This window comes from Streptomyces sp. NPDC037203, from assembly GCF_055605065.1.
The window spans coordinates 136,739-160,898 of record NZ_JBVJUC010000007.1; the positions used below are offsets into that span (position 1 = coordinate 136,739).

Consider the following 24,160-nt stretch of genomic DNA (forward strand, 5'->3'; position numbering starts at 1 on the left):
AATCGCAGGCGTCCGTCCGTGAATTCGGCATCACCAGCCGGTGCCCCTGATATTGCATTCGGGTACCGGCACCACCCAGAAGCCGCCGGCCGCCCCCCGTCCCGGCGGAACTAACGCCCCGGCGGGCCGCGGTACAGGTCGAGGCCCGCCGGGGCATGGCGCGTTCGGCCCATCCTTTCTTGCACGGCAGCACCATGGCGGAAAATCCGTCGGCGAGGAATTGTCAGCTAGGGGGAGAGATATGCTCAGGTTCTCCATTCTCGGGGCGCTGGAGATACGCACCGCCGCCGGTGAGGCGGATGTCTGCGGCGATCTTCAGCGCACTCTGGTGCAGACCCTGCTGGTCAGCGAGGGCCGGCCGGTGTCCGGGGAGAGCCTGGCGGAGGAGATGTGGGGCGAGGCGCTGCCGGACCACCGGGCCAACGCCCTCCAGGCCCACATCAGCCGGCTGCGGCGCAGACTGCGCGCGCTGGAGCCGGAGCGCCCCGCGTCACGGGTGACCATCCATCCGGCCGGCTACCGGCTCAGCGTCGGCGAGGGCGAATTGGACGCGGCCGAGTTCGTCCGGGCCGTACGGCAGGCCGAGTCGGCCGGGCCCGAGGACGCCGAGCGCACCGCCCGGATGCTCGGCGAGGCCCTCGCGCTGTGGCGGGGCCCGGTCTTCGGCGGCTTCCCCGGCGGCACCATGTGCCAGCTCGCCGGGGCGCGGTACGAGGAGTACCGGATGCGCGCGATGGAGCTGCGCTTCGACGCCGAACTGCGCCTGGGCAGGCATGCGTCCGTGCTCGCGGAGCTGGCCGAGGCGCACACCAACCATTCGCTGCGCGAGCGGTTCTGCGAGCAACTGATGGTCGCCCTGTACTGCTCGGGCCGGCAGGCCGACGCGCTCGACGTCTTCCGCCGGATGCGCCGCAGGCTGGACGAGGAGCTGGGGATACAGCCCTCGCCCGCGCTGCGCAAGGTGGAGCTGGCGATCCTCTCGCACGATCCGGCGCTCACGGGTGATCCGCTGGTCCCGACGGCGCTGCTGCCGGTGTGAGGGGGCCGGGCGCACGGGTGCGGGGCCGGACCGTAAGCGGCCCGTCAGCGCCCGGTCAGAGCGCGTTGCCACGATCGGCTCCGGGTGCCCCGAGCGGCGGCCCGGCGCGGGCAGCGTCCGATGTCACGTCACCTCACCGCAGAGGCAGGCAGAGATGAAGTCCCACATCGCGGAACTGGCCGGCATACGCGGGAGCGTGCTCGCCGGCCCGAGCGAGAAGGCGACCGCGGCGCAGCACGCCAAGGGCAAGCTGACGGCGCGGGAGCGGATCGAGCTGCTCCTGGATCCGGGGTCCTTCCAGGAGGTCGAGCAGTTGCGCCGGCACCGGGCGACCGGGTTCGGCCTGGAGGCGAAGAAGCCGTACACCGACGGTGTGATCACCGGCTGGGGCACGGTCGAGGGCCGTACCGTGTTCGTCTACGCGCACGACTTCCGGATCTTCGGCGGCGCCCTCGGCGAGGCCCACGCCACCAAGATCCACAAGATCATGGACATGGCCATCGCGGCCGGCGCCCCCCTGGTCTCCCTGAACGACGGCGCGGGCGCCCGCATCCAGGAAGGCGTGACCGCGCTCGCGGGCTACGGCGGCATCTTCCGCCGGAACACGGCCGCTTCCGGGGTGATCCCGCAGATCTCCGTGATGCTGGGCCCCTGCGCGGGCGGCGCCGCCTACTCCCCGGCGCTGACCGACTTCGTCTTCATGGTCCGCGAGACCTCGCAGATGTTCATCACCGGCCCGGACGTGGTCAAGGCGGTCACCGGCGAGGAGATCACCCAGAACGGGCTGGGCGGCGCGGACGTGCACGCCGAGACGAGCGGTGTGTGCCACTTCGCGTACGACGACGAGGAGACCTGCCTGGAGGAGGTCCGCTACCTCCTGTCGCTGCTGCCGGGCAACAACCGCGAGAACCCGCCGCGGGTGGAGTGCTCCGACCCCGCCGACCGGCGCTGCGAGGCGCTGGCCGATCTGGTGCCGGAGGACGGCAACCGGCCGTACGACATGACGAAGGTGATCGAGGAGATCGTCGACGACGGCGAGTACCTGGAGGTCCACCAGCGCTGGGCCCGCAACATCATCTGCGCGCTGGCCCGCCTCGACGGCCAGGTGGTCGGCATCATCGCCAACCAGCCGCAGACGCTCGCCGGGGTCCTCGACATCGAGGCGTCCGAAAAGGCCGCGCGTTTCGTGCAGATGTGCGACGCGTTCAGCATCCCGCTGGTCACCCTGCTGGACGTGCCGGGCTTCCTGCCGGGCGTCGGCCAGGAGCACGGCGGCATCATCCGCCGGGGCGCGAAGCTGCTGTACGCCTACTGCAACGCGACCGTGCCGCGCATCTCGCTGATCCTGCGCAAGGCGTACGGCGGCGCGTACATCGTCATGGACTCCCAGTCGATCGGCGCGGACCTGACGTTCGCCTGGCCCACGAACGAGATCGCGGTGATGGGCGCGGAGGGCGCGGCCAACGTCATCTTCCGCCGCCAGATCGCCGACGCCGAGGACCCCGAGGCCACGCGCGCGCGGCTGGTCAAGGAGTACAAGTCCGAGCTGATGCACCCCTATTACGCCGCCGAGCGCGGCCTCGTCGACGACGTCATCGATCCGGCCGAGACCCGTGAGGTCCTGGTGCGATCGCTGGCGATGCTCCGCACGAAGCACGCGGAGAGCCCCGCCCGCAAGCACGGCAACCCCCCTCAATGACGGAGGTCCCCATGTCCGTGTCCACCCCCTCCCCCACTCCCCCCATCCGGGTCGAGAAGGGCGAAGCCACCGACGAGGAACTGGCCGCCCTGACCGTCCTCCTGCTCAGCCGCACCGCCCTCGCGGGCCCCGGCACGGAGGCGTCCTCGCCGGGCACCACCTCCTGGCGGCCGCATTCCTTCCACGCGCCGCACAGCTGGCAGCGGGCGTAGGCCACCGGCCGGCCCAGGGGCCGGGCCACCCGCAGGGGTGCGCCTGCCCCGGGCCCGCCTCCCGCGTGGCCGCCGGGTTCACCCCCGCGCCAGGGTGATGTCCTGGTCGGCGGTGGCGTGGAACACCGGCAGCGGCACCAGCCCCACCGGGCGCAGCTCCATCACCGTGGCCTGGACGTGAGCCGCGCCGGGCCGGAGGGTCTCGCTGGTGACCGTGCCGGAGTTGGACCAGGTGTGCGTCGTACCGTCGCACCGCGCGGTGGTGCCGCCGATGCCGTGCCGCACGCGGGGATCGCGCTGGCTCAGGGAGGACGTGACGAAGACCGGGCCGGTGCCGCCGGTGCAGCGGTAGGTGCCGGTCAGGGTGACGGTGCCGTCGGCGGCGAGGCGGCCGACCGTGTCGACGGTGACGGACTCGCCGGGTGCGGCCTGGGCCGGTGCCGCGGCGAGGGCCAGCAGGGCGGCGCCGCCGAGGGCCGCGGCGAGGACGGAACGGGCGGGACGGACGGCGCGGACTGAGCGGATGGGCATGGATACCTCCGGGTTTGTACCGTTTCGGCGGTCTCCACTGGTACCCGTCACCCACCCCGCCGGGTGTGACCGTCACCCGCGCGGTGGCGCGTCACGGCAGTACGGCGAACCCGTCCAGCTCCACCAGTGCCGCTTCGTCCCACAGTCGTACGACCTGAACGACGGCCATCGCCGGGTAGTCCCGGCCCGCCGCCGCCCGCCACAGCCGCCCCAGTTCCCGCGCCTGCGCCCGGTACGCGGCGACGTCCGTGGCGTACACCGTGACCCGCGCCAGATCCGCGGGGGTGCCGCCGGCCGCGCGCAGGGCGGTGAGCAGATTGCCCAGCGCCCGCTCGAACTGCTCGGCCAGGGTGTCGCCGGTGATCTTCCCGTCGGCGTCGAGCGCGGTCTGCCCGGCGAGGAACACCACCCTGGAGCCGGTGGCGACGACGGCGTGCGAGAACCCGGTGGCCGGGGACAGCTCGGCCGGGTTGACGCGTTCGGGCGTGCGGAATCGTCCGGTCGGGTCGGGTCGTTCGCTCGTCACCGGGTCTCCTGCTCGTGAGTGGCGTACAACTCCTTGGCGATGATGCCCCGTTGGACTTCGCTCGCGCCCTCGTAGATGCGCGGCGCCCGCACCTCGCGGTAGAGGTGTTCGAGCAGATGGCCGCGCTGGAGGGCGCGCGCACCGTGCAACTGCACGGCGGTGTCCACGACATACTGCGCGGTCTCCGTCGCGAGCAGCTTGGCCATCGCCGAGCGACGGGGCACATCGGGCGCGCCCTCGTCGTACGCGCTCGCCGCCGCGTACACCATCAGCCGGGCCGCCTCGGTGCGCAGCGCCATCTCCGCGACCTGGTGGGCAACCGCCTGAAGATCCATCAAGCGGCCCTGGAACGCCTGTCGTCGACGCGTGTGTGCCATGGTCGCGTCCAGCGCCGCCTGCGCCATGCCCACCGCGAACGCCCCGACGCTGGGCCGGAAGAGATTGAGCGTCCCCATGGCGACGGCGAAGCCCCGGTCGACCTCGCCGAGCACATCCTCCGAGGTGACCGGAACGGCGTCGAAGTCGAGCGCGCCGATGGGGTGCGGGGAGATCATCTCCAGTGCGCGGCCGGTGAGTCCGGGCCGGTCGGCGGGGACCAGGAACGCCGTCACGCCGCGGGCGCCGGCACCTGCCGCGGTGCGCGCGAAGACGGTGTAGAAGTCGGCCTCGGGCGCGTTGGAGATCCAGCACTTCTCCCCCGTCAGCCGCCACTTGCCCGGTCCGCGGGACTCGGCCGCGAGCGCCAGCGCCGCCGCGTCCGAGCCGGCGCCCGGCTCGCTGAGCGCGAAGGCCGCGACCGCACCGCCGTCCGCGACCCGCGGCAGCCAGCGCTCCCGCTGGGCCGCGCTGCCGTGCGCGTGCACCGGATGGGCGCCGAGCCCCTGGAGGGCGAGCGCGGTCTCCGCCTCCGTGCAGCCCTGCGCCAACGACTCGCGCATCAGGCACAGATCGAGGGCGCCGGACGTGAACAGCCGCTCCAGCAGGCCGAGTCGGCCCAGCTCGGCCAAGAGTGCCCGGTTGACGCGGCCGGGGACGCCCCGGCCGGCGAGCGGGCGCAGCCGTTCGGCGGCGAGCGACCGCAGCCGCGCGCACCAGGCCAGCCGCTCCGGATCGAGTGAGAAAGCGGGCACTGCCGTCCTCCCTCCGGGACGGACCACGGCGACCGTCCACCCGCACGACGGTATCGCGCACAGTTGACTGCCGTCACCAACACGATACGCTCCCACCACGAGCCCACCAGGAATGCCCGTCCGGACGTCCGTCACGGCAAGGGGGCGCCATGCATCTCTCGGCCCATGTGGACACCTTCGCGCGCGACCATCTGCCGCCCCCGCAGGAGTGGCCCGAGCTGCGCTTCGACCTCCCCGAGCTGCGCTACCCCGCCCGGCTGAACTGCGCGGTGGAGCTCCTCGGCCACGCCGACGGCGCCCGCCCGGCCTTCCGCACCCCGGACGGGCCCGTGTGGACGTACGCCGAGCTGCGCGCGCGGGTCGACCGGATCGCGCATCTGCTCACCGGCGAGCTGGGCGTCGTACCCGGCAACCGGGTGCTGCTGCGCGGCCCCACCACCCCCTGGCTCGCGGCCTGCTGGCTCGCGGTGCTGAAGGCGGGCGCGGTCGCGGTCACCGTACTGGCCCAGCAGCGTCCGCACGAACTGGCGACCATCTGCGAGATCGCGCGGGTGGGCCACGCACTGTGCGACGTGCGCGCGGTGGACGACCTGGCGAAGGCCCGGATACCGGGGCTGCGCATCACGACGTACGGCGGGGACACCCCCGACGACCTCCTCCGCCGCGCCGCGCCCGCGAACCCCTACCCGGCGGTGGACACCGCCTGCGACGACGTCGCCCTGATCGCCTTCACCTCGGGCACCACGGGTCGCCCGAAAGGGTGCATGCACTTCCACCGGGACGTGCTGGCGATCGCCGACACCTTCTCCCGGCACGTCCTGCGCCCCCGCCCCGCCGACGTGTTCGCGGGCAGCCCCCCGCTGGGCTTCACCTTCGGCCTCGGCGGGCTGGTGATCTTCCCGCTGCGGGCGGGCGCGAGCGCGCTCCTGCTGGAGCAGTCCGGTCCGCGCCGTCTGCTCCCCGCGATCGCCGAGCACCGCGTCTCGGTCCTGTTCACCGCCCCGACCGCCTACCGCGCCATGCTGGACGAGCTGGACGGCCACGACGTCTCCTCGCTACGGCGCTGCGTGTCGGCCGGGGAGAACCTGCCGGCGGCGACCTGGCGGGCGTGGCACGAGCGCACCGGGGTGCGGATCATCAACGGCATCGGCGCGACCGAGCTGCTGCACATCTTCGTCTCCGCCGCGGACGAGGGGATAAGACCGGGCACCACGGGCGTGCCGGTGCCGGGCTGGCAGGCGCGGGTGCAGCGGCCGGACGGCACCCCGCTGCCCGACGGCGAACCCGGACTGCTGGCCGTGCGCGGCCCGGTCGGCTGCCGCTATCTGGCCGATCCCCGCCAGCGCCAGTACGTGCGCGGCGGCTGGAACATCACCGGCGACACCTACGTCCGCGAACCCGACGGCTACTTCCGCTACGTGGCCCGCGCCGACGACATGATCATCTCGGCGGGGTACAACATCGCGGGGCCCGAGGTGGAAGACGCGCTGCTGCGCCATCCGGACGTGGTGGAGACGGCGGTGGTCGGCCGCCCCGACGCGGCGCGCGGACAGGTGGCGGTCGCCTACACGGTGCTGCGCGAGGGCGCGCGCCGCGACCCGGAGGCGCTGCGCGCCTTCCTGACCTCGCAGCTCGCGCCGTACAAATGCCCGCGCGAGTTCGTCTTCCTTCCCGCCCTCCCCCGCACCGCCACCGGCAAGTTGCAGAGGTTCCGCCTGCGCACCCCTGGTGACCAGGTGTGATGCCGACGACTTAAGATGATCATCGTGTCCGAGCAGCACGCACCCAGGTCTCTCATCGTCACGCTCTACGGCGCGTACGGCCGCTCCATGCCGGGCCCGATGCCGGTCGCCGAGCTGATCCGGCTCCTGGCCGCGGTCGGCGTGGACGCGCCCTCCGTCCGCTCCTCGGTGTCCCGTCTCAAGCGGCGCGGCCTGCTCCTGCCCGGCCGCGCGGAGACCGGCGCCGCGGGGTACGAACTCTCGCCCGAGGCCGTCCAGTTGATGGAGGACGGCGACCGCCGCATCTACGCCGCGGCGCCACCCGAGGACGCGGGCTGGGTGCTCGCGGTGTTCTCGGTGCCGGAGACGGAACGCCAGAAGCGCCATGTGCTGCGCTCCCGGCTGGCCTCCCTGGGCTTCGGCACGGCGGCCCCCGGCGTCTGGATCGCCCCCTCAAGGCTGTACGAGGAGACCGAACACACGCTGCGCCGCCTGCACTTGGACCCGTACGTCGACTTCTTCCGCGGTGCGCACCTGGGTTTCGCCCCGACCCCGGAGGCGGTCGCCCGCTGGTGGGACCTGGATTCGATCGCCAAGGAGCATCTGCGCTTCCTGGACGTCCACGCCCCCCTCCTGCGGGCCTGGGAACGCCGCACGGACACCCCGCCGGAGGACGCCTACCGCGACTACCTGCTCACCCTGGACTCCTGGCGCCACCTCCCCTACACCGACCCCGGTCTCCCCGCCCACCTGCTCCCCGCCGACTGGCCGGGCCTGCGCTCCTCGGCGGTGTTCCGGGCGCTGCACGACCGGCTGCGGGACGCGGGCGCGGAGTTCGCCCTGGGCCCTCGTCCTGCCTGACGCGTCCTCAGATCCGGCCGCCGGTGAGCCGGGTGATCGGCCCGTGCGTACGGCGCCCGGCCCGGCGCCCGGCCAGGTACGACGCCGCGGTCACAGCCGCGAGCCCCGCTCCCGCTCCGGCGGCGACGACCTTCCGTGCGGCGACCACCGTCCACGCCGTCCTGGCAAGGCCGGCGGCCCGTCCGGACGCGGCGACGACGACCTGCCGGCCGGCCTGGACCCGCTCGGCCGCACCGCGCACCACCGCGGCGCCCGCTCCCGCCGTACGCTCCGCGGCGCTCGCGGCAGCCGACGCCATGTCATCCGACTTCCCGGCCGCCTTCTCCGCCGCCTGTGACGCCGGAGCGGTCACCTTCGCGGTGGCCCGCCGGGCCTTGGCTGCCGAATCCTGCTGGGTGTCACTGTTCGTCTGGCTCATGAACTCCGCGTTGCCGCTCCCGCCAAGGCCAAACCCGTCCACGGGGGTGACGCCGATGCCGGCAGCCGTCGGCGCCCGCGGTACGCCGAAGCGGTGCCCGGTAGCGGTGAGTTGACCACGCCGAGCACCGGTGCTCCTCGCCCGCCGCCCGGAGTTTCCCCACCAGGGACAGGCGTTGTCCTGGGGCTAGGCAGCCTTGCGGCGTGGCCTGCGGAGATCCGGGGCGGGTGGCTGGACGTCGTCCGCCGGGAAGAAGTCGTCCTCGCCGAAGTCGGGGGCCTGGAAGGGGTTGGTCGCCGGAGGCGGGGATGCCTCGGTAGGGCGGTGGGGCCGGCCTTCCGGGGCGGAGAACAGTGACGTCGAGTCGATGGGAGGGCTCTCTTTCGTGACAGGTCCCCGAGGGGGCCTGGTGTGCCCGTGCCGGGCACGGCGGTACTACAGCTTGGTCATCTTGGCGTACGGGCTCAAGATCCGCATCTGCGAGGAGCCGAAGTCGACGAGCGCCGCGACGCCCTCTTCGATGCCGATCACGCGGCCGAGGCCGTACATGTCGTGGGTGACCTGGTCACCCAGGGCGAAGTGCTTGGGGACGGGCGCGACCGGGGCCTTGAAGGGGCTCGTCGGCAGATGGCGCTTCGGTGCAGAAGGCTTTGTCATGGCTCATTATGCGCCTTTGCGCACCCCGTTTGCTGTGGCCGTCGGCACAGTTCCACCCGGACGCCCCGCGGCACGCCTCTGACCTGCGGTTTCGAGATGTCACGCGATGAAATTGGACCGAGGTCCAGCCTCACGGGGGTCGAGGGGGTCCGGGCTGTCGGCCATGAGTGGACCTCGGAGCACGCCGGGAGCCGGTGGGGGGTTCAGTCGGTCAGGGACAGGCGGGGTTTAGGGGTGTCCGTGCGGCCTGTCCGGGGGCGGCGGTTGCCGGCGCGGTAGGGGGTGGGCCAGTGGATGCCGGGGCCGGTGTAGGACTGTTCGGCGGCGGCGTGCAGGGTCCAGTTGGGGTCGTAGAGATGGGGGCGGCCCAGGGCGCACAGGTCGGTGCGGCCCGCCAGGATCAGGGAGTTGACGTCGTCCCAGGAGGAGATCGCGCCCACGGCGATCACCGGGACGCGGACCTCGTGGCGGATGCGGTCGGCGAACGGGGTCTGGTAGGAGCGGCCGAACTCCGGCTGCTCGCCGGAGACCACCTGGCCGGTGGAGACGTCGATCGCGTCGGCGCCGTGCGCGGCGAAGGCACGGGCGATCTCCACCGCCTCCTCGGCGCTCGTGCCGCCCTCGGCCCAGTCGGTGGCGGAGACGCGGACCGTCATCGGGCGCTCGGCGGGCCATACCGAGCGGACCGCGTCGAAGACCTCCAGCGGAAAGCGCAGGCGCCGCTCCAGTGAGCCGCCGTACGCGTCGGTGCGGCGGTTGGTCAGGGGCGACAGGAAACCGGACAGCAGGTAGCCGTGGGCGCAGTGGAGTTCGAGCAGATCGAAGCCGACGCGGGCGGCGCGCCAGGCGGCCGAGGTGAACTGCTCGCGGATGTCCGTGAGCTGGGCGCGGGAAAGCTCGCGGGGGATCTGGCTGTCCGGGCGGTAGGGCAGCGGCGAGGGGGCCACGATCGGCCAGTTGCCGCTCGGCAGGGGCTCGTCCATCCCCTCCCACATCAGCTTGGTCGAGCCCTTGCGGCCCGAGTGGCCCAGCTGCACGCCGATCGCGGTGCCCGGTGCCTGCCGGTGCACGAAGCCGGTGATCCGCCGCCACGCCTCCGCCTGGCGGCCGGTGTAGAGGCCGGCGCAGCCGGGGGTGATGCGGCCCTGCTCGCTCACGCACACCATCTCGGTCATGACCAGCGCCGCGCCGCCGAGCGCACGGGCGCCGAGATGGACGAGGTGGAAGTCGCCGGGCACGCCGTCGGTGGCCGAGTACATGTCCATCGGCGAGACGACCACCCGGTTGCGCAGGATCAGGCCGCGCAGCCGGAACGGGGTGAACATCGGAGGCGTACCGGGCGGGCAGCCGAAGTCGCGCTCCACGGACTCGGTGAAGCGGGCGTCGCGCAGCCGGAGGTTGTCGTGGGTGACGCGGCGGCTGCGGGTGAGCAGGTTGAAGGCGAACTGGCGGGACGGCTGGTCCCGGTACCGGCGCACGTTCTCGAACCATTCCAGGCTCGCCCGCGCGGCCCGCTGTGTCGAGGCGACCACGGGCTTGCGTTCCGCCTCGTACGCCGTCAACGCAGCCGGTACGTCCGGCTGTTCACGCAGGCAGGCGGCGAGCGCCAGCGCGTCCTCGACGGCCAGTTTGGTGCCGGAGCCGATGGAGAAGTGGGCGGTGTGGGCGGCGTCGCCGAGCAGCACCAGGTTGCCGTGCGACCAGCGGTCGTTGACCACCGTACGGAAGGTCGTCCAGGCGGAGTTGTTGGAGCGCAGGGGTCGGCCGCGCAGGGCTTCCGCGAAGATCTTGGCGCAGCGGTCGGTCGATTCGCGCGGGTCCATCTCGTCGTACCCGGCCGCCCGCCAGACCTCCTCGCGCATCTCGACGATGACCGTCGAGGCGTCCGGTGCGAACGGGTAGCCGTGCAGCTGCATCACGCCGTGCTCGGTCTCGGCGATCTCGAAGCGGAAGGAGTCGAAGGCGAAGTCGGCGGCGAGCCAGATGTAGCGGCAGCGGTGGCCGGTGATCTCGGGGCGGAAGACGTCCGCGTAGGTCTCGCGGGTGGTGCTGTGGACTCCGTCGGCGGCGATGACCAGGTCGTGGGCGGCGGCGAGGTCCCCGGCCGGCGGGGCCTGGGTGCGGAACTCGATGCGCACCCCGAGGTCCTGGCAGCGGGTGTGCAGGATCTCCAGGAGGCGGTGCCGGCCGAGGGCGGCGAAGCCGTGGCCGCCGGAGGTGTGGCGGGTGCCGCGGTGGACGATGTCGATGTCGTCCCAGCGGACGAAGTGCCGTTGCAGGGCCTCGTAGACGACCGGGTCGGCGTGTTCGATGCCGCCCAGGGTCTCGTCGGAGAGGACCACGCCGAAGCCGAAGGTCTCGTCGGGGGCGTTGCGCTCCCAGACGGTGACCTCACGGGCGGGGTCGAGGCGTTTGAGGAGGGCGGCGGCGTACAGGCCGCCGGGGCCGCCGCCGATGATCGCGATGCGTGGGGGGTGGTCGACCGCCGTGGGCGGACACGGGTCGGCCGTGGTCGGCCGCGCGGTTCCCCGCGCCCCTTCGGCGGGCACACCGGGCATCGGCATGAAAGGTCACCTTCCCTGCCATTTGGGGGGCCGTTTCTCCGTGAAGGACGCGTGGAACTCCCGGTAGTCCTCGCCGTTCATCAGCAGCGCCTGGGTCGCCGCGTCCAGTTCGACCGACGCGGCCAGCGGCATGTCCAGCTCCGCCGTCAGCAGCGCCTTCGTCTGGGCGTGGGCCAGGGCGGGGCCGTCGGCCAGGCGGCGGGCCAGCGCGCCCGCGGCCTCACCGGCCCTGCCCTCCTCGGTCAGTTCGCTGATCAGACCGATCCGCTCGGCCTCGGGGGCGCGGACCGGCTCGCCCAGCATCAGCAGCCGGGTGGCGTGGCCGAGCCCGACGACGCGGGGCAGCAGATAGGCGGCGCCCATGTCGCCGCCGGACAGGCCGACGCGGGTGAAGAGGAAGGCGAAGCGGGCGCTCGGGTCGGCCACCCGGAAGTCGGCCGCGAGGGCGAGGACGGCGCCGGCGCCCGCCGCGACCCCGTGGACGGCGGCGATCACCGGGAACGGGCATTCGCGGATCGCCCGGACCACCTGGCCGGTCATCCGGTTGAAGTCGAGGAGCTGGGCGGTGTCCAGGGCGAGGGTGGCGCCGATGATCTCGTCCACGTCACCGCCGGAGCAGAACCCCCGCCCCTCGCCGGCCAGCACCAGGGCGCGCACCGCGCGCTCGCGGGACAGCTCGGCCAGCAGATCGCGCAGGTCGGCGTAGGCGCCGAAGGTGAGGGCGTTGAGCTTGTCGGGGCGGGCGAGGGTGACCGTGGCGACCCCGTCCGCGATCCGGAGGCGCAGATGCTCCCAATCGGCGGTGCGGCGGGCGGAGCCGGTGAAGGGACTCATGACGTGCGGCCTCCCTTGGGCGGCGGTGCCGTACGTTGCGCGGTCCCTCGAAGCTATCACTTGTTTGTGACTGTCGTCACGAGTGCGCGACAGAGCGGGGAGGCGGAGGGCGATTTCCGGCCGGATCGTGCCGAGTGTCACCGGTCTGCTCCGGCGCGGTAACAGCGGGCTCCGGCGGGCGAGGCGGGGTGCCGCGCGGGGTAGGGCGTCCGGTACGGGGGCGACGGTCCCCGGTGCGGGCCGCCGGCCGTTTCGGGCGACCAAACCCGTACCATTCCTACAGTCGAAAGCAGGACAGCCTGCTCCATGAACGGACTCGCCTTGCCCGAACGCTTCACCGAACCGGCCTCCTGGCGCATGGCGCTGCCGCACACCGCCGCGGCGGTGCCGGTGGCCCGCGCCCTGGTGCGTTCGGCCTTCGCCGAGGTGGGGCACGCGGCCGACCGCGACACGGCCGAGCTGCTCACGGCCGAGTTGGTGGCCAACGCGGTGGAGCACACCGCGGGCCGGGGTCCGATAGAGCTGGTGGTGGAGCTGCTGCCGACCGGCTGCCAGGTCGAGGTGCACGACCCCGATCCCGCGCCGCCCGGCCAGCTGACCCGGCCGGTGCTGGAGGAGCCCGATCTGTGGCAGGAGGGCGGGCGCGGGCTGCTGCTGATCCGCGCCCTGAGTTCCTCCTGCGGGCACCGCCCCACCCCGAGGGGCAAGGCGGTGTGGTTCAGGCTTCCTGCGGTTCCCGCTCCGCGCCGCCCGCGGTGACACCGGCCCGGTCCGCCGCGGCGGCCAGCTCGCGGCCCAGCGTGGAGTGCCGGCGCCCGTAGGCGGTGTACACGGCGAAGCCCACCGCGAGGAACACCGCGAACTGGATCCAGGTCTGCCAGCCGGTCTCGAACATCAGATACAGGCAGAAGGCGATGCCGAGCAGCGGGCCCACCGGGTAGAGCGGGACGCGGAAGCTGCGGCTCAGGCCCGGCTCGCGGCGGCGCAGGGTCATCACCGCGAGGTTCACCACGGCCATGATCGCGAGGGTGCCGATGGTGCACAGGTTCATCACCGCGTCGAGCGAGGCGAAGGCCGCCGGGAGCGCGAAGACGACGGCGACGATCAGCGTGCCCGCGACCGGCGTGGAGGTCTTCGGGGAGACCTTCTCGAAGACGCGCGGGATCAGGCCGTCGCGGGACATCGACATCAGGATGCGGGTCTGGCCGTACATCACCGCGAGGACCACGGAGGCGATGGCGACGACCGCGCCGAAGGCGATCACGCCGCCGCCGATGGTGGAGCCGGTGACCTCGTTGACGACGTAGGACAGGGCGGCGGGGCGGCCCGCGACCTGCTTGCCGCCGATGGCGCCGATGGCCGCGAGCGCCACCGCGCAGTACAGCAGCGTCACGATGCCCATGCAGACCATGATCGCGACGGGGATGTCCCGGCGGGGGTTCTTGGCCTCCTCGCCGGCGGTGGTGATCGCGTCGAAGCCGATGTACGAGAAGAACGCGGCGGTGGTGCCCGCGCCGATGCCGCCGAGGCCGGCCGGGGAGAACGGGGTGAGGTTCCCGTGCTTGAAGGCGCTGTAACCGATGGCGCAGAAGGCGATCAGGATCACCAGCTTGACGGCGGCCATGGCGGCGGTCGCGCCGGCGCTCTCGCGCACGCCGCGCACCAGCAGCACGGAGGCCATGGCGATCACGAGCACCGCGGGGAGGTTGACGACGCCGCCGTCGCCCGGCCCCGCCGACAGCACGGCGGGCAGCTGCCAGCCGACGAGGCTGTGCAGCAGCTCGTTGACGTACTGGCTCCAGCCGACCGCGACGGCCGAGATGGAGATGCCGTACTCCAGCAGCAGGCACCAGCCGACCAGGAAGGCGGTGGACTCGCCGAGACCGGCGTAGGCGAAGGAGTACGAGGAGCCGGAGACCGGGATCGCGCCGCCCAGCTCCGCGAAGGAGAAGGCGGTGAACACGCAGGTGATCGCGGCGAGGATGAAGGAGACGACGACGGCGGGGCCGGCCTGGGCGACGGAGTCGGAGAGGCCGACGAAGATGCCGGTGCCGACGATCGCGCCGACGCCGAAGCAGATGAGCTGGAAGAGGCCCATCGTGCGCTTCAGACCGTGTCCCTCGCGGTCGGCGCCGGATTCGGCGACCAGCAGATGGGGGGACTTGATGCGGGGAGCGGGCATTGCGGGTGGTGCTCGTTTCTGGTGGTGCGGGCGGCCGGATGACGACCGCCGGTGCGAGCGGCGGGTGCGACGGGATGCGTCGCGGGTGCGAGCGACGGGACGACGGTCGCGCCGGTGGCCCCGCCACGTGGGTGGTCGCGAGGCCGCCGATCAGGATAATCCCTGGTCGGGGGCGGTTACCAGGGTCAGCGGCCGAGTGTGGCGACCAGCACGGCCTTGATGGTGTGCAGCCGGTTCTCGGCCTCGTCGAAGACGACCGAGTGCGCCGATTCGAACACCTCGTCGGTGACTTCCAGGGAGGTCAGGCCGTACGCCTCGTGGATCTCCCGGCCGACTCGGGTGCCGAGGTCGTGGAAGGCGGGCAGGCAGTGCAGGAACCGGACGTCCGGATTGCCGGTGGCGCGCAGCACGTCCATGGTCACGGCGTACGGCGCGAGTGCCTTGATCCGTTCGGCCCAGACCTCCTTGGGTTCCCCCATGGAGACCCAGACGTCGGTGGCGACGAAATCGGCGCCGCGCACGCCCTCGGCGATGTCCTCGGTCAGCGTGAGCACCGCGCCGCTGGTCTTCGCCAGCTCGCGGGCGCGGGCCACGATCTCGGGGTCGGGCCAGTAGTGCTCGGGCGCCACGATCCGTACGTCCATGCCGAGCAGGGCGCCGGTGACCAGGTAGGAGTTGCCCATGTTGAAGCGGGCGTCGCCGAGATAGGCGAAGGCGGTCTCCGTGAGCGGCTTGGCGCAGTGCTCGGTCATGGTGAGCACGTCGGCCAGCATCTGGGTGGGGTGCCAGTCGTCGGTGAGGCCGTTGTAGACGGGCACGCCGGCCAGGGCGGCCAGCTCCTCGACCTTGACCTGGCTGTCGCCGCGGTACTCGATACCGTCGAACATCCGGCCGAGCACACGGGCGGTGTCCGCCACGGACTCCTTGTGCCCGATCTGCGAGCCGGACGGCTCCAGGTACGTCGTATGGGCGCCCTGGTCGGCGGCCGCGACCTCGAACGCGCAGCGGGTGCGCGTCGAGGTCTTCTCGAAGATCAGCGCGATGTTGCGGCCCCGGAGGTACTGGACCTCGGCCCCGGCCCGCTTGGCGGCCTTCAGCTCGGCGGCCAGCTCGACCAGACCGCGGAACTCCTCCCCGGTGAAGTCCAGCTCCTTGAGGAAGTGGCGGCCGGCGAGGGCGGTCGGGACTGTCGCCATGAGGGCGCTCCAGGGGTACGACTGACAGGACTCTGGAATTCTATACGACCGATAGCAAGTTTATGCAGTCCCGTCCGGTGCGCCTCCTCACACAGGATCCCGTTCCACCGGACAGCTCATGCACCGGGGGCCTCCCCTGCCCCGCCCCAGCTCGCTGCCCGGAATCTCGATGACCTCGATGCCCTGCTTGCGCAGATGGGTGTTGGTGGTGGAGTTGCGCTCGTAGGCGACGACGACGCCGGGTTCGACGGCGAGGACGTTGCAGCCGTCGTCCCACTGCTCGCGCTCGGCCGCGTGCACGTCCTGGGTGGCGGTCAGCACCCGGATCTCGCCGAGCCCGAGGGCGGCGGCGATCGCACGGTGCATGTGCTCCGGCGGGTGGTCGGTGACCTTCAGCTCCTTCTCGCCCGCGCCCGGCTCGATGGTGTACGAGCGCAGCATGCCGAGCCCGGCGTACTGGGTGAAGGTGTCGCCGTCGACCATCGTCATCACGGTGTCGAGGTGCATGAAGGCGCGCCGCTTGGGCATGTCGAGCGCGACGATCGTACGGGCGGAGCCGGCCGCGAACAGTTTGTGCGCGAGCATCTCCACGGCCTGCGGGGTGGTCCGCTCGCTCATCCCGACGAGGACCGCGCCGTTGCCGATCACCAGGACGTCGCCGCCCTCGATGGTCGAGGGGTAGTCGGCCTGACCCTCGGACCAGATGTGGAAGCGCTCCTCGCGGAAGACCGGGTGGTGCCGGTAGATCGCCTCGAAGTGGACGGTCTCGCGCTGCCGGGCGGGCAGCCGCATGGCGTTGATGGCGACCCCGTCGTAGATCCAGGCGGAGGTGTCACGGGTGAAGAGGTGGTTGGGCAGCGGGGCGAGGAGGAAGTCGTCCAGCTCCATCACATGGAAGCGGACGGAGGCCGGCTCGGCGTGCGCCGCCAGGAACTCCCGCTTGGTCATGCCGCCGACGAGGGCCTCGGCCAGCTCCCGCGCCGGCAGGTTCTCGAAGGCGGCGCGCAGGTGGGCGGTGGCGAGGGGGCCGTACTCCCGCTCGTCGAAGACGCGGTCCAGGACCAGGGTGCGGGCCTCGGGCAGCGCCAGGGTCTCGACCAGCAGATCGCCGAAGAGATGGACGGCGACGCCCCGGTCGCGCAGCACGTCGGCGAATCCGTCGTGCTCGGCGCGGGCCCGGCGCACCCAGAGGACGTCGTCGAAGAGGAGGGCGTCCTTGTTGCTGGGGGTGAGCCTTTTGAGCTCGAGATCGGGCCGGTGCAGGATGACGCGGCGCAGCCGCCCGGCCTCGGAGTCGACATGGAATCCCATGTGACCATCCTGACCACCGAGGACCGGATTCACCCGCCCCTCGGCCATTTCGGAGCGCTCTTGTTGCGACTTCAGTTCGACCCCCTGCCCCTCCCCCGCTTTTCGTCCACTTGACGACAACAGGCCGACCCGCTTATCGTCTTAGCGACGAAAAGAAGCGAGGGGGTCTCATGGCCGACATCACCCGGCGTCTCGGCTGGCGCCACCTGCGGGGCACGCCGACCGCGCACATCCGCCACCACCGCTCCGGGCGGTTGGTCCACGACGGCCCCGGACTCAGCTTCTGGTACCGCTCCCTGACCGCCGCGCTGTCCGAAGTCCCGGTGGACGACCGCGAGCTGGCGATGACCTTCCACGCGCGTACGGCCGACTTCCAGGACGTGACGGTGCAGGCGACGGTCACCTACCGCATCGGCGACCCGGCGCTCGCCGCCGCCCGGCTCGACTTCTCGGTCGACCCGGACACCGGCGCCTGGCGGGGCACGCCGCTGGAGCAACTGGCCACCCTGCTCACGGAGACGGCGCGGGAGCACGCCCTGGACGTGCTGGCCCGTACTCCGCTGGCGACCGCGCTGACCGACGGGGTGCGCGCGGTGCGCGAACGGCTCGCGGCCGGGCTCGCGGCACAGCCCCGGCTGCCGGACACCGGGATCGAGGTGGTCGCCGTCCGGGTGGTGGCGGTGCGCCCGGAGCCCGAGGTGGAACGGGCGCTGCGCACCCCCGCGCGGGAGCAGATCCAGCAGGAGGCGGACCGGGCGACGTACGAGCGGCGGGCGGTGGCCGTCGAGCGGGAGCGCGCGATCGCCGAGAACGAGCTGGCCAGCCGTATCGAACTCGCCCGGCGCGAGGAGCGGTTGGTGGAGCAGAACGGCACCAACGCACGGCGCGAGGCGGAGGAGCGGGCGGCCGCGGACGCGGTACGGGCGGACGCCGAGGCGGCGCGCACGGTTCGGCTCGCGGAGGCGGAGGCGGCGCGCACGGAGCGGCTGGCGGTGGCCGAGGCGGACAAGGCGGTACGGCTGGCCCGCGCGACGGCGGAGCAGGAGCGCGAGGTGGGGACGGCGCGGGCACAGGCGCGGGCGGAGTGGCTGCGGGCGCACGGCGAGACGGATGTGGCGACACTGCACGCGCTGGCCGCGATGCGGGTGGCGGAGAACCTGCCGGACATCGAAAGCCTGACGATCTCACCGGATGTGCTGACGGGGTTGCTGGCGAGGCTGGCGGGAGCGGGGAACGGACCGGTGGCGGGGTCCGGCACCGGCTCGGGCGATGGCGCCGGCGGCGGGGTCGGGGAGTGAGCCTCGCGCCGCGGGCTGTGCTGGTTCACCGGACCACGGAGTACGAGGAGCTGGTGGCCCGTTACGGCACGCACGGGCAGGCGGCGTTCGTGCTCGCCTCGCGGGGCCGGGACATCGGGGAGATCGCGGCCCGGCACCAGGGGACGCGGCGGGCGCTGGCGGAGGTGGCGGCGGCCGTACCGCTCACCTGGCGGCAGGCGCGGGTGGAGCGCGCCGACCTGGACCGGTTCCTGTTCGCACCCGAGGACGTCGTCGTGGTCGTCGGCCAGGACGGTCTGGTCGCCAATGTGGCCAAGTACCTGACCGGCCAGCCGGTGATCGGCATCGACACCGATCCGGGGCGCAACCCCGGCGTGCTGGTCCGGCACCGCCCGCAGGACGCCGCGAAGCTGCTCGCGGCGCCGGACGGCGGCTGCGACGAACTGACGATGGTGGCGGCGGTGGCCGACGACACCCAGCGGCTGGTCGCCCTCAACGAGATCTACCTCGGCGCCGCGGGCCACCAGACCGCCCGATACCGCCTGGGTCTCGACGGCGACAGGGGTGTCGTCGAGACCCAGGCCTCCTCCGGCGTCCTGGTGGGCACGGGCACGGGTGCCACCGGCTGGCTCCGCTCCCTGTGGCAGGAGCGGGGCGGCCGGCTCCCCCTGCCCTCCCCCACCGAGCCCCGCCTCCTCTGGTACGTCCGCGAGGCCTGGCCGTCCCCGGCCACCGGCACGACGCTGGTCGCCGGGGAACTGGACGCGTCCGCCGCCCTGACCCTCACCGTGGAGTCCGACCGCCTGATCGCGTTCGGCGACGGCATCGAGACGGACGCCCTCCAGCTGACCTGGGGCCAGCGGGTGCGGGTGGGGGTGTGGGGCGAGCGGTTGCGGCTGGTGGGGTGACGGCGCCCGGCTCGGGGGCCGCCCTACAACCGCGGGTCCACCGGCTCCGATTCCAGGGCCAGGACGCCGAAGACCGCCTCGTGGATCCGCCACAGCGGCTCGCCCGCGGCCAGCCGGTCCAGCGCTTCCAGTCCGAGGGCGTACTCGCGCAGGGCGAGGGAGCGCTTGTGTTCGAGGAAGCGGCGGCGCAGGCGGGCGAGGTGGTCGGGACGGGTGTACTCGGGGCCGTAGACGATCCGGAGGTACTCGCGGCCCCGGCACTTGATGCCGGGCTGGACCAGGCGGCCGTCCGGACGGCGGGTCAGGGCGGCGAGGGGCTTGACGACCATGCCCTCGCCGCCGCGGCCGGTCATCTCCAGCCACCAGTCGACGCCCGCCGCGACCGACTCGGCATCGCCCGTGTCGACGTACAGGCGGCGGGTGGTGGCCAGGAGACCGGTGCCGTCGTGTTCCACCAGGCGGTCCAGCAGCGCGAGTTGCTCGTCGTGCGGGAGCGCGGCGAGGCTGCGGCCCTCGGTGGCGAGGATCTGGAACGGGGCGAGGCGCACCCCGGCGAGGCCGTCGGTGGGCCAACAGTAGCGGCGGTAGGCGCTGGTGAACGCGGCGGCGTCCGAGGCGCGTTCGCGCTGCCGGTCCAGCAGCTCGCCCACCTCCGCACCGCGCGAAGCCGCCGCCTCCAGCGCTTCCAGCGCGGCCGGGAACACCGCCCCGGCCGCCGCGCCGACGGCCGCGTACTGGCTGCGCAGCAGGCCCACGGACTTCAGCGACCACGGCATCAGCTCGGCGTCCAGCAGCAGCCAGTCCGTGTCCAGTCCGGTCCACAGGCCGGCGTCCGAGACGGCCGTGCGCAGGCGGCCGAGGATCTCCTCCGTCCTCGCCTCGTCGTCGAAGAAGGGGCGCCCGGTACGGGTGTACAGCGCGCCCGTGGGCCCCTCCACACCGAACCGCTTCGCCGCCGTCGCCGCGTCCCGGCACACCAGGACCACGGCGCGCGAGCCCATGTGCTTCTCCTCGCACACCACCCGCGCCACGCCGTCCGCCGCGTACTGCGCGAACGCCTCCCGCGGGTGCTCCAGGTAGCCGTCCACCCCGGAGGTGGCCGTCGGCGCCATGGTCGGCGGCAGGTACGGCAGCAGGCGCGGATCGATCGCGAAGCGGCTCATGACCTCCAGGGCCGCCGCCGCGTTCTCCTCGCGGACCGCGACCCTGCCGGCGTGCCGGGTCTCGACCGCCCGGCGGCCCCGCACGTCGGCGAGGTCCAGCGGACGTCCGTCCGCTCCGCCGGGCGCCTCGGCGCGCAGCGGGCGCACCGGCTCGTACCAGACGCGCTCGGCCGGTACGTCGACCAGCTCCCGCTCCGGCCAGCGCAGCGCGGTCAGCTTGCCGCCGAAGACGGCGCCGGTGTCCAGGCAGATGGTGTTGTTGAGCCAGCTCGCCTCCGGCACCGGGGTGTGGCCGTAGACGACCGCGGCCCGGCCCCGGTAGTCCTCCGCCCACGGGTAGCGCACGGGCAGCCCGAACTCGTCGGTCTCGCCGGTGGTGTCGCCGTACAGCGCGTGCGAGCGGACCCGGCCGGAGGTGCGGCCGTGGTACTTCTCGGGCAGTCCGGCGTGGCAGACGACGAGCTTGCCGCCGTCGAGGACGTAGTGGCTGACCAGCCCGTCGAGGAAGGTCCGCACCCGCGCCCGGAACTCCTCGCTCTCGCCCTCCATCTGGGCGATGGTCTCGGCGAGGCCGTGGGTGTGCTGGACCTTGCGGCCCTTGAGGTGACGGCCGTACTTGTTCTCGTGGTTCCCCGGCACGCACAGCGCGTGGCCGGCTTCGACCATCGACATCACACGGCGCAGTACACCCGGCGAGTCCGGTCCCCGGTCGACGAGGTCGCCGACGAAGACGGCGGTACGGCCCTCGGGGTGGACGCCGTCCACATAGCCGAGCTTGCCCAGCAGTGACTCCAGTTCGGCGGAGCAGCCGTGGATGTCGCCGATGATGTCGAAGGGGCCGGTGAGGTGGGTGAGGTCGTTGAGGCGCTTCTCGGTGACGACGGTGGCGCGCTCGGCCTCCTCGACGCCGCGCAGCACGTGCACCTTGCGGAAGCCCTCGCGCTCCAGGTGCCGCAGTGAGCGCCGCAGTTCGCGGATGTGCCGCTGGATGACCCGGCGCGGCATGCCGGCGCGGTCGGTGCGGCCCGCGTTGCGCTCGGCACACACCTCCTCCGGCACGTCCAGGACGATGGCGATGGGCAGCACGTCGTACTGCCTGGCCAGTTCGATCAGCTGGCGGCGGCTGTCCTGCTGCACGCTGGTGGCGTCCACGACGGTGCGGCGCCCGGCGGCGAGCCGCTTGCCGGCGATGTAGTGCAGGACGTCGAAGGCGTCGCGGGTGGCGCCCTGGTCGTTCTCGTCGTCGCTGACCAGGCCGCGGCAGAAGTCGGAGGAGATCACCTCGGTGGGCTTGAAGTGCCGTCGGGCGAAGGTGGACTTGCCGGAGCCGGAGGCGCCGACGAGGACCACGAGGGAGAGGTCGGTGACGGGAAGGACCCGTCCGTCGGGTGTCCTGGTCATGCCGCCTTCGCCTCCTTCTCGGCGCGGATGGTGAACAGGGCCAGCTGGGTGGGCGGCCCCACTTCGGGGTCGTCGGGGCCGACGGGCGCGAACTCCACGTCGTATCCGTGCCGTCCGGCGACCTCGGCGGCCCAGGCGCGGAACTCGGCGCGGGTCCACTCGAAGCGGTGGTCGCCGTGCCGGACGTGTCCGGCGGGCAGGGTTTCCCAGCGGACGTTGTACTCGACGTTCGGGGTGGTCACGACGACCCTGCGGGGGCGGGCGTGTCCGAACACGGCGTACTCCAGGGCGGGCAGCCGGGGCAGGTCGAGGTGTTCGACGACCTCGCTGAGCACGGCGGCGTCGTAGCCCTTGAGTCGCTTGTCGGTGTAGGCGAGCGAGCCCTGTACCAACCGGACGCGCGCCGACTGCCGTTCGCCCATGCGGTCGAGCTTGAGCCGCCGGGCGGCGATGGCGAGCGCCCGCACCGACACGTCGACGCCGACGATCTCGGTGAACCGGACGTCCTTGAGAAGCTCTTGCACCAACTGGCCCTGTCCGCAGCCGAGGTCGAGCACGCGTGCGGCGCCGCTGGCGCGCAGCGCGGAGATGATCGCGTCCCGGCGCTGCACCGCGAGCGGGGTCGGCCGCTCCTCCGCCTCGGTCTCCTCGCCGACCGCGTTGTCGATCGCCTCGACCTCGCTGTCGTCGGCCTCGGCGAGCCGCACCAGCTCCAGCGCCTCGCGCGCCTGCCGGGTCAGCGACCAGCGGCGGGAGAGATAGCGGCTGGTGATCAGCTGCTGCTCCGGGTGGCCGGGCAGCCAGCCCTCGCCGGCCCGCAGCAGCTTGTCGACCTCGTCGGCACTGACCCAGTAGTGCTTGGCGTCGTCGAGGACCGGCAGCAGGACGTACAGGTGGCGCAGCGCCTCGGCGAGGGTCAGCGTCCTGGAGGCGAGCACCAGCCGGACGTACCGCGAGTCGCCCCACTGCGGGAACTCGCTGTCCAGCGGCACCGGTTGGGCGTCCACGCGCCAGCCCAGCGGCTCGAACAGCCGGCGCACGAGCGGCGCTCCGCCGCGGGCGGGCAGCGCGGGGACCTCGATGCGCAGCGGCAGCGGGGCGGCGGCCCGCTCGGGGCGGGCGGCGCACACCCCGCGCATGGCGCTGGAGAAGACGGCGCTCAGCGCGACGGCGAGGAGCGAGGAGGCGGCGTAGGGGCGGTCGTTGACGTACTGCGCGAGTGCCGCGTCGGGGGCGCCGCCGCGGCCCTTGCCCTTGCCGCGCCGCACCAGCGCCGCGGGATCGGTCTCCAGCAGCAGGGCGGCCGTGCAGCGTGTGTCCTCCGCCTCGGGGTAGAAGACGTGCGCGGTGCCGTAGGACGTGGAGAAGCGCTGCGCTTTGCCGGGGTGCTTGTGCAGCAGGTACCCGAGGTCGGTGGCGGGGCCGGCGGCGTCGCCGCTGAGGGAGATCGTCAGGAACACGTGTCCGAGTCTGGCGCTCCGGGCACCCCGCTGACCACCGGTTTTCACGCCGCTCGGCGGCCTTGTGCGTGGTTGCGTACGCAACGGCAGGCATGATGGACGTATGGATCTGCGAGTCTTCACCGAACCCCAGCAGGGCGCGACCTACGACACGCTCCTGCGCGTCGCCCAGACCGCCGAGGAACTCGGCTACGACGCATTTTTCCGTTCCGACCACTATCTCCACATGGGCAACGTGGACGGGCTGCCCGGCCCCACCGACGCCTGGATCACCCTCGCCGGTATCGCGCGGGAGACGAGCCGCATCCGGCTCGGCACCCTGATGACGGCCGGCACCTTCCGCCTCCCCGGCGTGCTGGCCATCCAGGTGGCGCAGGTCGACCAGATGTCCGGCGGCCGGGTCGAGCTGGGCCTCGGCTCGGGGTGGTACGAGGAGGAGCACAAGGCGTACGGCATTCCCTTCCCGAAGGAGAAGTTCGGTCGGCTGGAGGAGCAGCTGGCGATCGTCACCGGGCTGTGGGAGACGCCGGTCGGCGAGCGGTTCAGCTACGACGGCTCGTACTACCAGTTGCAGGACTCCCCCGCGCTGCCGAAGCCGGCGCAGCACCGGATGCCGGTGCTCATCGGCGGTCACGGCGCCAAGCGCACTCCGGCGCTGGCGGCGAAGTACGCCACCGAGTTCAACATCCCCTTCGCCTCCGTGGAGGACAGCGAGCGGCAGTTCGGCCGGGTGCGGGCGGCGGCCGAGGAGCGCGGGCGCAAGGGTGACGACCTGGTGTACTCCAACGCGCTGGTCGCCTGTGTCGGCACGAACGACGCCGAGGTCAAGCGGCGGGCGGAGGCCATCGGCCGCGACGTGGACGAGCTGAAGGCCAACGGTCTCGCGGGCTCCCCGGCGGAGGTCGTGGAGAAGCTGGGCCGCTATGCGGCGGTGGGTTCGCAGCGGGTCTACCTCCAGATGCTCGACCTGGACGACCTGGCCCACCTGGAGCTGATCGCCTCCGAGGTCATGCCGCAGCTCGGCTGAGGTCCGACCGGCGCCGGCACCGTCGCCCCGCGGGCGGTGCCGC

The 24,160-nt window shown here is 72.8% G+C and carries 21 protein-coding genes; 9 read left to right on the forward strand and 12 right to left on the reverse strand.

What is annotated here, in order from left to right:
• The first annotated feature begins 241 nt into the window (after positions 1 to 241).
• The 3 genes from ACZ7EC_RS20720 (at position 242) to ACZ7EC_RS20730 (ending at position 2,950) form a co-directional block, all read left to right on the forward strand.
• Entirely contained in the window at positions 242 to 1,039 is a 798-nt protein-coding gene (locus ACZ7EC_RS20720) for an AfsR/SARP family transcriptional regulator (protein WP_471064485.1), read from the forward strand.
• 154 nt (positions 1,040 to 1,193) lie between these two features.
• Positions 1,194 to 2,738 (forward strand): acyl-CoA carboxylase subunit beta, encoded by a 1,545-nt coding sequence (locus tag ACZ7EC_RS20725; RefSeq protein ID WP_471064487.1) that lies wholly within the window; start codon positions 1,194 to 1,196, stop codon positions 2,736 to 2,738.
• A gap of 11 nt (positions 2,739 to 2,749) precedes the next feature.
• On the forward strand, positions 2,750 to 2,950 hold the full coding sequence (locus tag ACZ7EC_RS20730) for an acyl-CoA carboxylase subunit epsilon (protein ID WP_471064489.1): 201 nt from the start codon (positions 2,750 to 2,752) through the stop codon (positions 2,948 to 2,950).
• A 78-nt stretch (positions 2,951 to 3,028) separates the two neighbouring features.
• Here the strand turns inward: ACZ7EC_RS20730 and ACZ7EC_RS20735 are convergent, their stop codons facing one another.
• The 3 genes from ACZ7EC_RS20735 to ACZ7EC_RS20745 form a co-directional block, all read right to left on the reverse strand.
• Positions 3,029 to 3,481: a DUF6299 family protein gene (locus tag ACZ7EC_RS20735; RefSeq protein WP_471064491.1), complete on the reverse strand. Its 453-nt coding sequence runs from the start codon at positions 3,479 to 3,481 to the stop codon at positions 3,029 to 3,031.
• A gap of 91 nt (positions 3,482 to 3,572) precedes the next feature.
• Entirely contained in the window at positions 3,573 to 4,007 is a 435-nt protein-coding gene (locus ACZ7EC_RS20740) for a RidA family protein (protein ID WP_471064493.1), read from the reverse strand.
• Complete coding sequence (locus tag ACZ7EC_RS20745) at positions 4,004 to 5,137, reverse strand: acyl-CoA dehydrogenase family protein (RefSeq protein ID WP_471064495.1); 1,134 nt, start codon at positions 5,135 to 5,137, stop codon at positions 4,004 to 4,006. The genes ACZ7EC_RS20740 and ACZ7EC_RS20745 overlap by 4 nt, the downstream gene beginning before the upstream one ends.
• A gap of 149 nt (positions 5,138 to 5,286) precedes the next feature.
• Here ACZ7EC_RS20745 and ACZ7EC_RS20750 point away from each other — a divergent pair, with 149 nt between their 5' ends.
• Both ACZ7EC_RS20750 and ACZ7EC_RS20755 read left to right on the forward strand, forming a co-directional pair.
• Positions 5,287 to 6,879, forward strand: a complete 1,593-nt coding sequence (locus tag ACZ7EC_RS20750; RefSeq protein ID WP_471064497.1) for an AMP-binding protein — start codon at positions 5,287 to 5,289, stop codon at positions 6,877 to 6,879.
• Between the two features lie 15 nt (positions 6,880 to 6,894).
• Positions 6,895 to 7,719, forward strand: coding sequence for a PaaX family transcriptional regulator (locus tag ACZ7EC_RS20755; RefSeq protein WP_471064499.1), 825 nt, complete (start codon positions 6,895 to 6,897; stop codon positions 7,717 to 7,719).
• 7 nt (positions 7,720 to 7,726) lie between these two features.
• Here the strand turns inward: ACZ7EC_RS20755 and ACZ7EC_RS20760 are convergent, their stop codons facing one another.
• The 4 genes from ACZ7EC_RS20760 to ACZ7EC_RS20775 form a co-directional block, all read right to left on the reverse strand.
• Complete coding sequence (locus ACZ7EC_RS20760; protein ID WP_471064501.1) at positions 7,727 to 8,137, reverse strand: hypothetical protein; 411 nt, start codon at positions 8,135 to 8,137, stop codon at positions 7,727 to 7,729.
• Between the two features lie 435 nt (positions 8,138 to 8,572).
• Positions 8,573 to 8,794, reverse strand: a complete 222-nt coding sequence (locus ACZ7EC_RS20765; RefSeq protein WP_397983544.1) for a hypothetical protein — start codon at positions 8,792 to 8,794, stop codon at positions 8,573 to 8,575.
• Between the two features lie 203 nt (positions 8,795 to 8,997).
• Positions 8,998 to 11,352: a bifunctional salicylyl-CoA 5-hydroxylase/oxidoreductase gene (locus ACZ7EC_RS20770; RefSeq protein WP_471064802.1), complete on the reverse strand. Its 2,355-nt coding sequence runs from the start codon at positions 11,350 to 11,352 to the stop codon at positions 8,998 to 9,000.
• 12 nt (positions 11,353 to 11,364) lie between these two features.
• Positions 11,365 to 12,192 carry an enoyl-CoA hydratase family protein gene (locus tag ACZ7EC_RS20775; protein WP_471064502.1) on the reverse strand — a complete coding sequence of 276 codons (828 nt, stop codon included), beginning with the start codon at positions 12,190 to 12,192 and terminating at the stop codon, positions 11,365 to 11,367.
• A 306-nt stretch (positions 12,193 to 12,498) separates the two neighbouring features.
• On the opposite strand from ACZ7EC_RS20775, the gene ACZ7EC_RS20780 reads away from it, so the two are divergent.
• Positions 12,499 to 12,951 (forward strand): ATP-binding protein, encoded by a 453-nt coding sequence (locus tag ACZ7EC_RS20780; RefSeq protein WP_471064503.1) that lies wholly within the window; start codon positions 12,499 to 12,501, stop codon positions 12,949 to 12,951.
• Here the strand turns inward: ACZ7EC_RS20780 and ACZ7EC_RS20785 are convergent.
• From ACZ7EC_RS20785 to ACZ7EC_RS20795, 3 genes are all read right to left on the reverse strand, one after another.
• Complete coding sequence (locus ACZ7EC_RS20785) at positions 12,911 to 14,374, reverse strand: amino acid permease (protein WP_471064505.1); 1,464 nt, start codon at positions 14,372 to 14,374, stop codon at positions 12,911 to 12,913. The two genes, ACZ7EC_RS20780 and ACZ7EC_RS20785, sit on opposite strands and share 41 nt — an antisense overlap.
• A gap of 185 nt (positions 14,375 to 14,559) precedes the next feature.
• Positions 14,560 to 15,570 (reverse strand): ornithine carbamoyltransferase, encoded by a 1,011-nt coding sequence (gene argF, locus ACZ7EC_RS20790; RefSeq protein ID WP_471064506.1) that lies wholly within the window; start codon positions 15,568 to 15,570, stop codon positions 14,560 to 14,562.
• Positions 15,571 to 15,657: 87 nt separating this feature from the next.
• Positions 15,658 to 16,881 carry an arginine deiminase gene (locus ACZ7EC_RS20795; protein WP_471064508.1) on the reverse strand — a complete coding sequence of 408 codons (1,224 nt, stop codon included), beginning with the start codon at positions 16,879 to 16,881 and terminating at the stop codon, positions 15,658 to 15,660.
• Between the two features lie 170 nt (positions 16,882 to 17,051).
• Between ACZ7EC_RS20795 and ACZ7EC_RS20800 the strand changes: the two genes are divergently transcribed.
• Together ACZ7EC_RS20800 and ACZ7EC_RS20805 are read left to right on the forward strand one after the other, a co-directional pair.
• Positions 17,052 to 18,179, forward strand: coding sequence for an SPFH domain-containing protein (locus tag ACZ7EC_RS20800; RefSeq protein ID WP_471064510.1), 1,128 nt, complete (start codon positions 17,052 to 17,054; stop codon positions 18,177 to 18,179).
• Entirely contained in the window at positions 18,176 to 19,066 is an 891-nt protein-coding gene (locus ACZ7EC_RS20805) for a hypothetical protein (protein ID WP_471064512.1), read from the forward strand. The genes ACZ7EC_RS20800 and ACZ7EC_RS20805 overlap by 4 nt, the downstream gene beginning before the upstream one ends.
• Before the next feature lie 23 nt (positions 19,067 to 19,089).
• Here ACZ7EC_RS20805 and ACZ7EC_RS20810 read toward each other — a convergent pair whose 3' ends face one another.
• The gene (locus tag ACZ7EC_RS20810; protein ID WP_471064514.1) at positions 19,090 to 21,630 is read right to left on the reverse strand and encodes a polynucleotide kinase-phosphatase; all 2,541 of its coding nucleotides are present in this window, start codon (positions 21,628 to 21,630) and stop codon (positions 19,090 to 19,092) included.
• The gene (locus tag ACZ7EC_RS20815; protein WP_471064516.1) at positions 21,627 to 23,090 is read right to left on the reverse strand and encodes a 3' terminal RNA ribose 2'-O-methyltransferase Hen1; all 1,464 of its coding nucleotides are present in this window, start codon (positions 23,088 to 23,090) and stop codon (positions 21,627 to 21,629) included. The genes ACZ7EC_RS20810 and ACZ7EC_RS20815 overlap by 4 nt, the downstream gene beginning before the upstream one ends.
• Before the next feature lie 103 nt (positions 23,091 to 23,193).
• On the opposite strand from ACZ7EC_RS20815, the gene ACZ7EC_RS20820 reads away from it, so the two are divergent.
• Positions 23,194 to 24,117 (forward strand): LLM class F420-dependent oxidoreductase, encoded by a 924-nt coding sequence (locus tag ACZ7EC_RS20820; RefSeq protein WP_471064518.1) that lies wholly within the window; start codon positions 23,194 to 23,196, stop codon positions 24,115 to 24,117.
• Positions 24,118 to 24,160: the final 43 nt, after the last annotated feature.

Bases quoted from the DNA above. Each gene is read 5' to 3' on its own strand.
- ACZ7EC_RS20720 (WP_471064485.1), top strand. From the start codon at position 242: ATGCTCAGGTTCTCCATTCTCGGGGCGCTGGAGATACGCACCGCCGCC.
- ACZ7EC_RS20725 (WP_471064487.1), top strand. From the start codon at position 1,194: ATGAAGTCCCACATCGCGGAACTGGCCGGCATACGCGGGAGCGTGCTC.
- ACZ7EC_RS20730 (WP_471064489.1), top strand. From the start codon at position 2,750: ATGTCCGTGTCCACCCCCTCCCCCACTCCCCCCATCCGGGTCGAGAAG.
- ACZ7EC_RS20735 (WP_471064491.1), bottom strand. From the start codon at position 3,481: ATGCCCATCCGCTCAGTCCGCGCCGTCCGTCCCGCCCGTTCCGTCCTC.
- ACZ7EC_RS20750 (WP_471064497.1), top strand. From the start codon at position 5,287: ATGCATCTCTCGGCCCATGTGGACACCTTCGCGCGCGACCATCTGCCG.
- ACZ7EC_RS20755 (WP_471064499.1), top strand. From the start codon at position 6,895: ATGATCATCGTGTCCGAGCAGCACGCACCCAGGTCTCTCATCGTCACG.
- ACZ7EC_RS20760 (WP_471064501.1), bottom strand. From the start codon at position 8,137: ATGAGCCAGACGAACAGTGACACCCAGCAGGATTCGGCAGCCAAGGCC.
- ACZ7EC_RS20765 (WP_397983544.1), bottom strand. From the start codon at position 8,794: ATGACAAAGCCTTCTGCACCGAAGCGCCATCTGCCGACGAGCCCCTTC.
- ACZ7EC_RS20770 (WP_471064802.1), bottom strand. From the start codon at position 11,352: ATGCCCGGTGTGCCCGCCGAAGGGGCGCGGGGAACCGCGCGGCCGACC.
- ACZ7EC_RS20775 (WP_471064502.1), bottom strand. From the start codon at position 12,192: ATGAGTCCCTTCACCGGCTCCGCCCGCCGCACCGCCGATTGGGAGCAT.
- ACZ7EC_RS20780 (WP_471064503.1), top strand. From the start codon at position 12,499: ATGAACGGACTCGCCTTGCCCGAACGCTTCACCGAACCGGCCTCCTGG.
- ACZ7EC_RS20785 (WP_471064505.1), bottom strand. From the start codon at position 14,374: ATGCCCGCTCCCCGCATCAAGTCCCCCCATCTGCTGGTCGCCGAATCC.
- argF (WP_471064506.1), bottom strand. From the start codon at position 15,570: ATGGCGACAGTCCCGACCGCCCTCGCCGGCCGCCACTTCCTCAAGGAG.
- ACZ7EC_RS20795 (WP_471064508.1), bottom strand. From the start codon at position 16,881: ATGGGATTCCATGTCGACTCCGAGGCCGGGCGGCTGCGCCGCGTCATC.
- ACZ7EC_RS20800 (WP_471064510.1), top strand. From the start codon at position 17,052: ATGGCCGACATCACCCGGCGTCTCGGCTGGCGCCACCTGCGGGGCACG.
- ACZ7EC_RS20810 (WP_471064514.1), bottom strand. From the start codon at position 21,630: ATGACCAGGACACCCGACGGACGGGTCCTTCCCGTCACCGACCTCTCC.
- ACZ7EC_RS20820 (WP_471064518.1), top strand. From the start codon at position 23,194: ATGGATCTGCGAGTCTTCACCGAACCCCAGCAGGGCGCGACCTACGAC.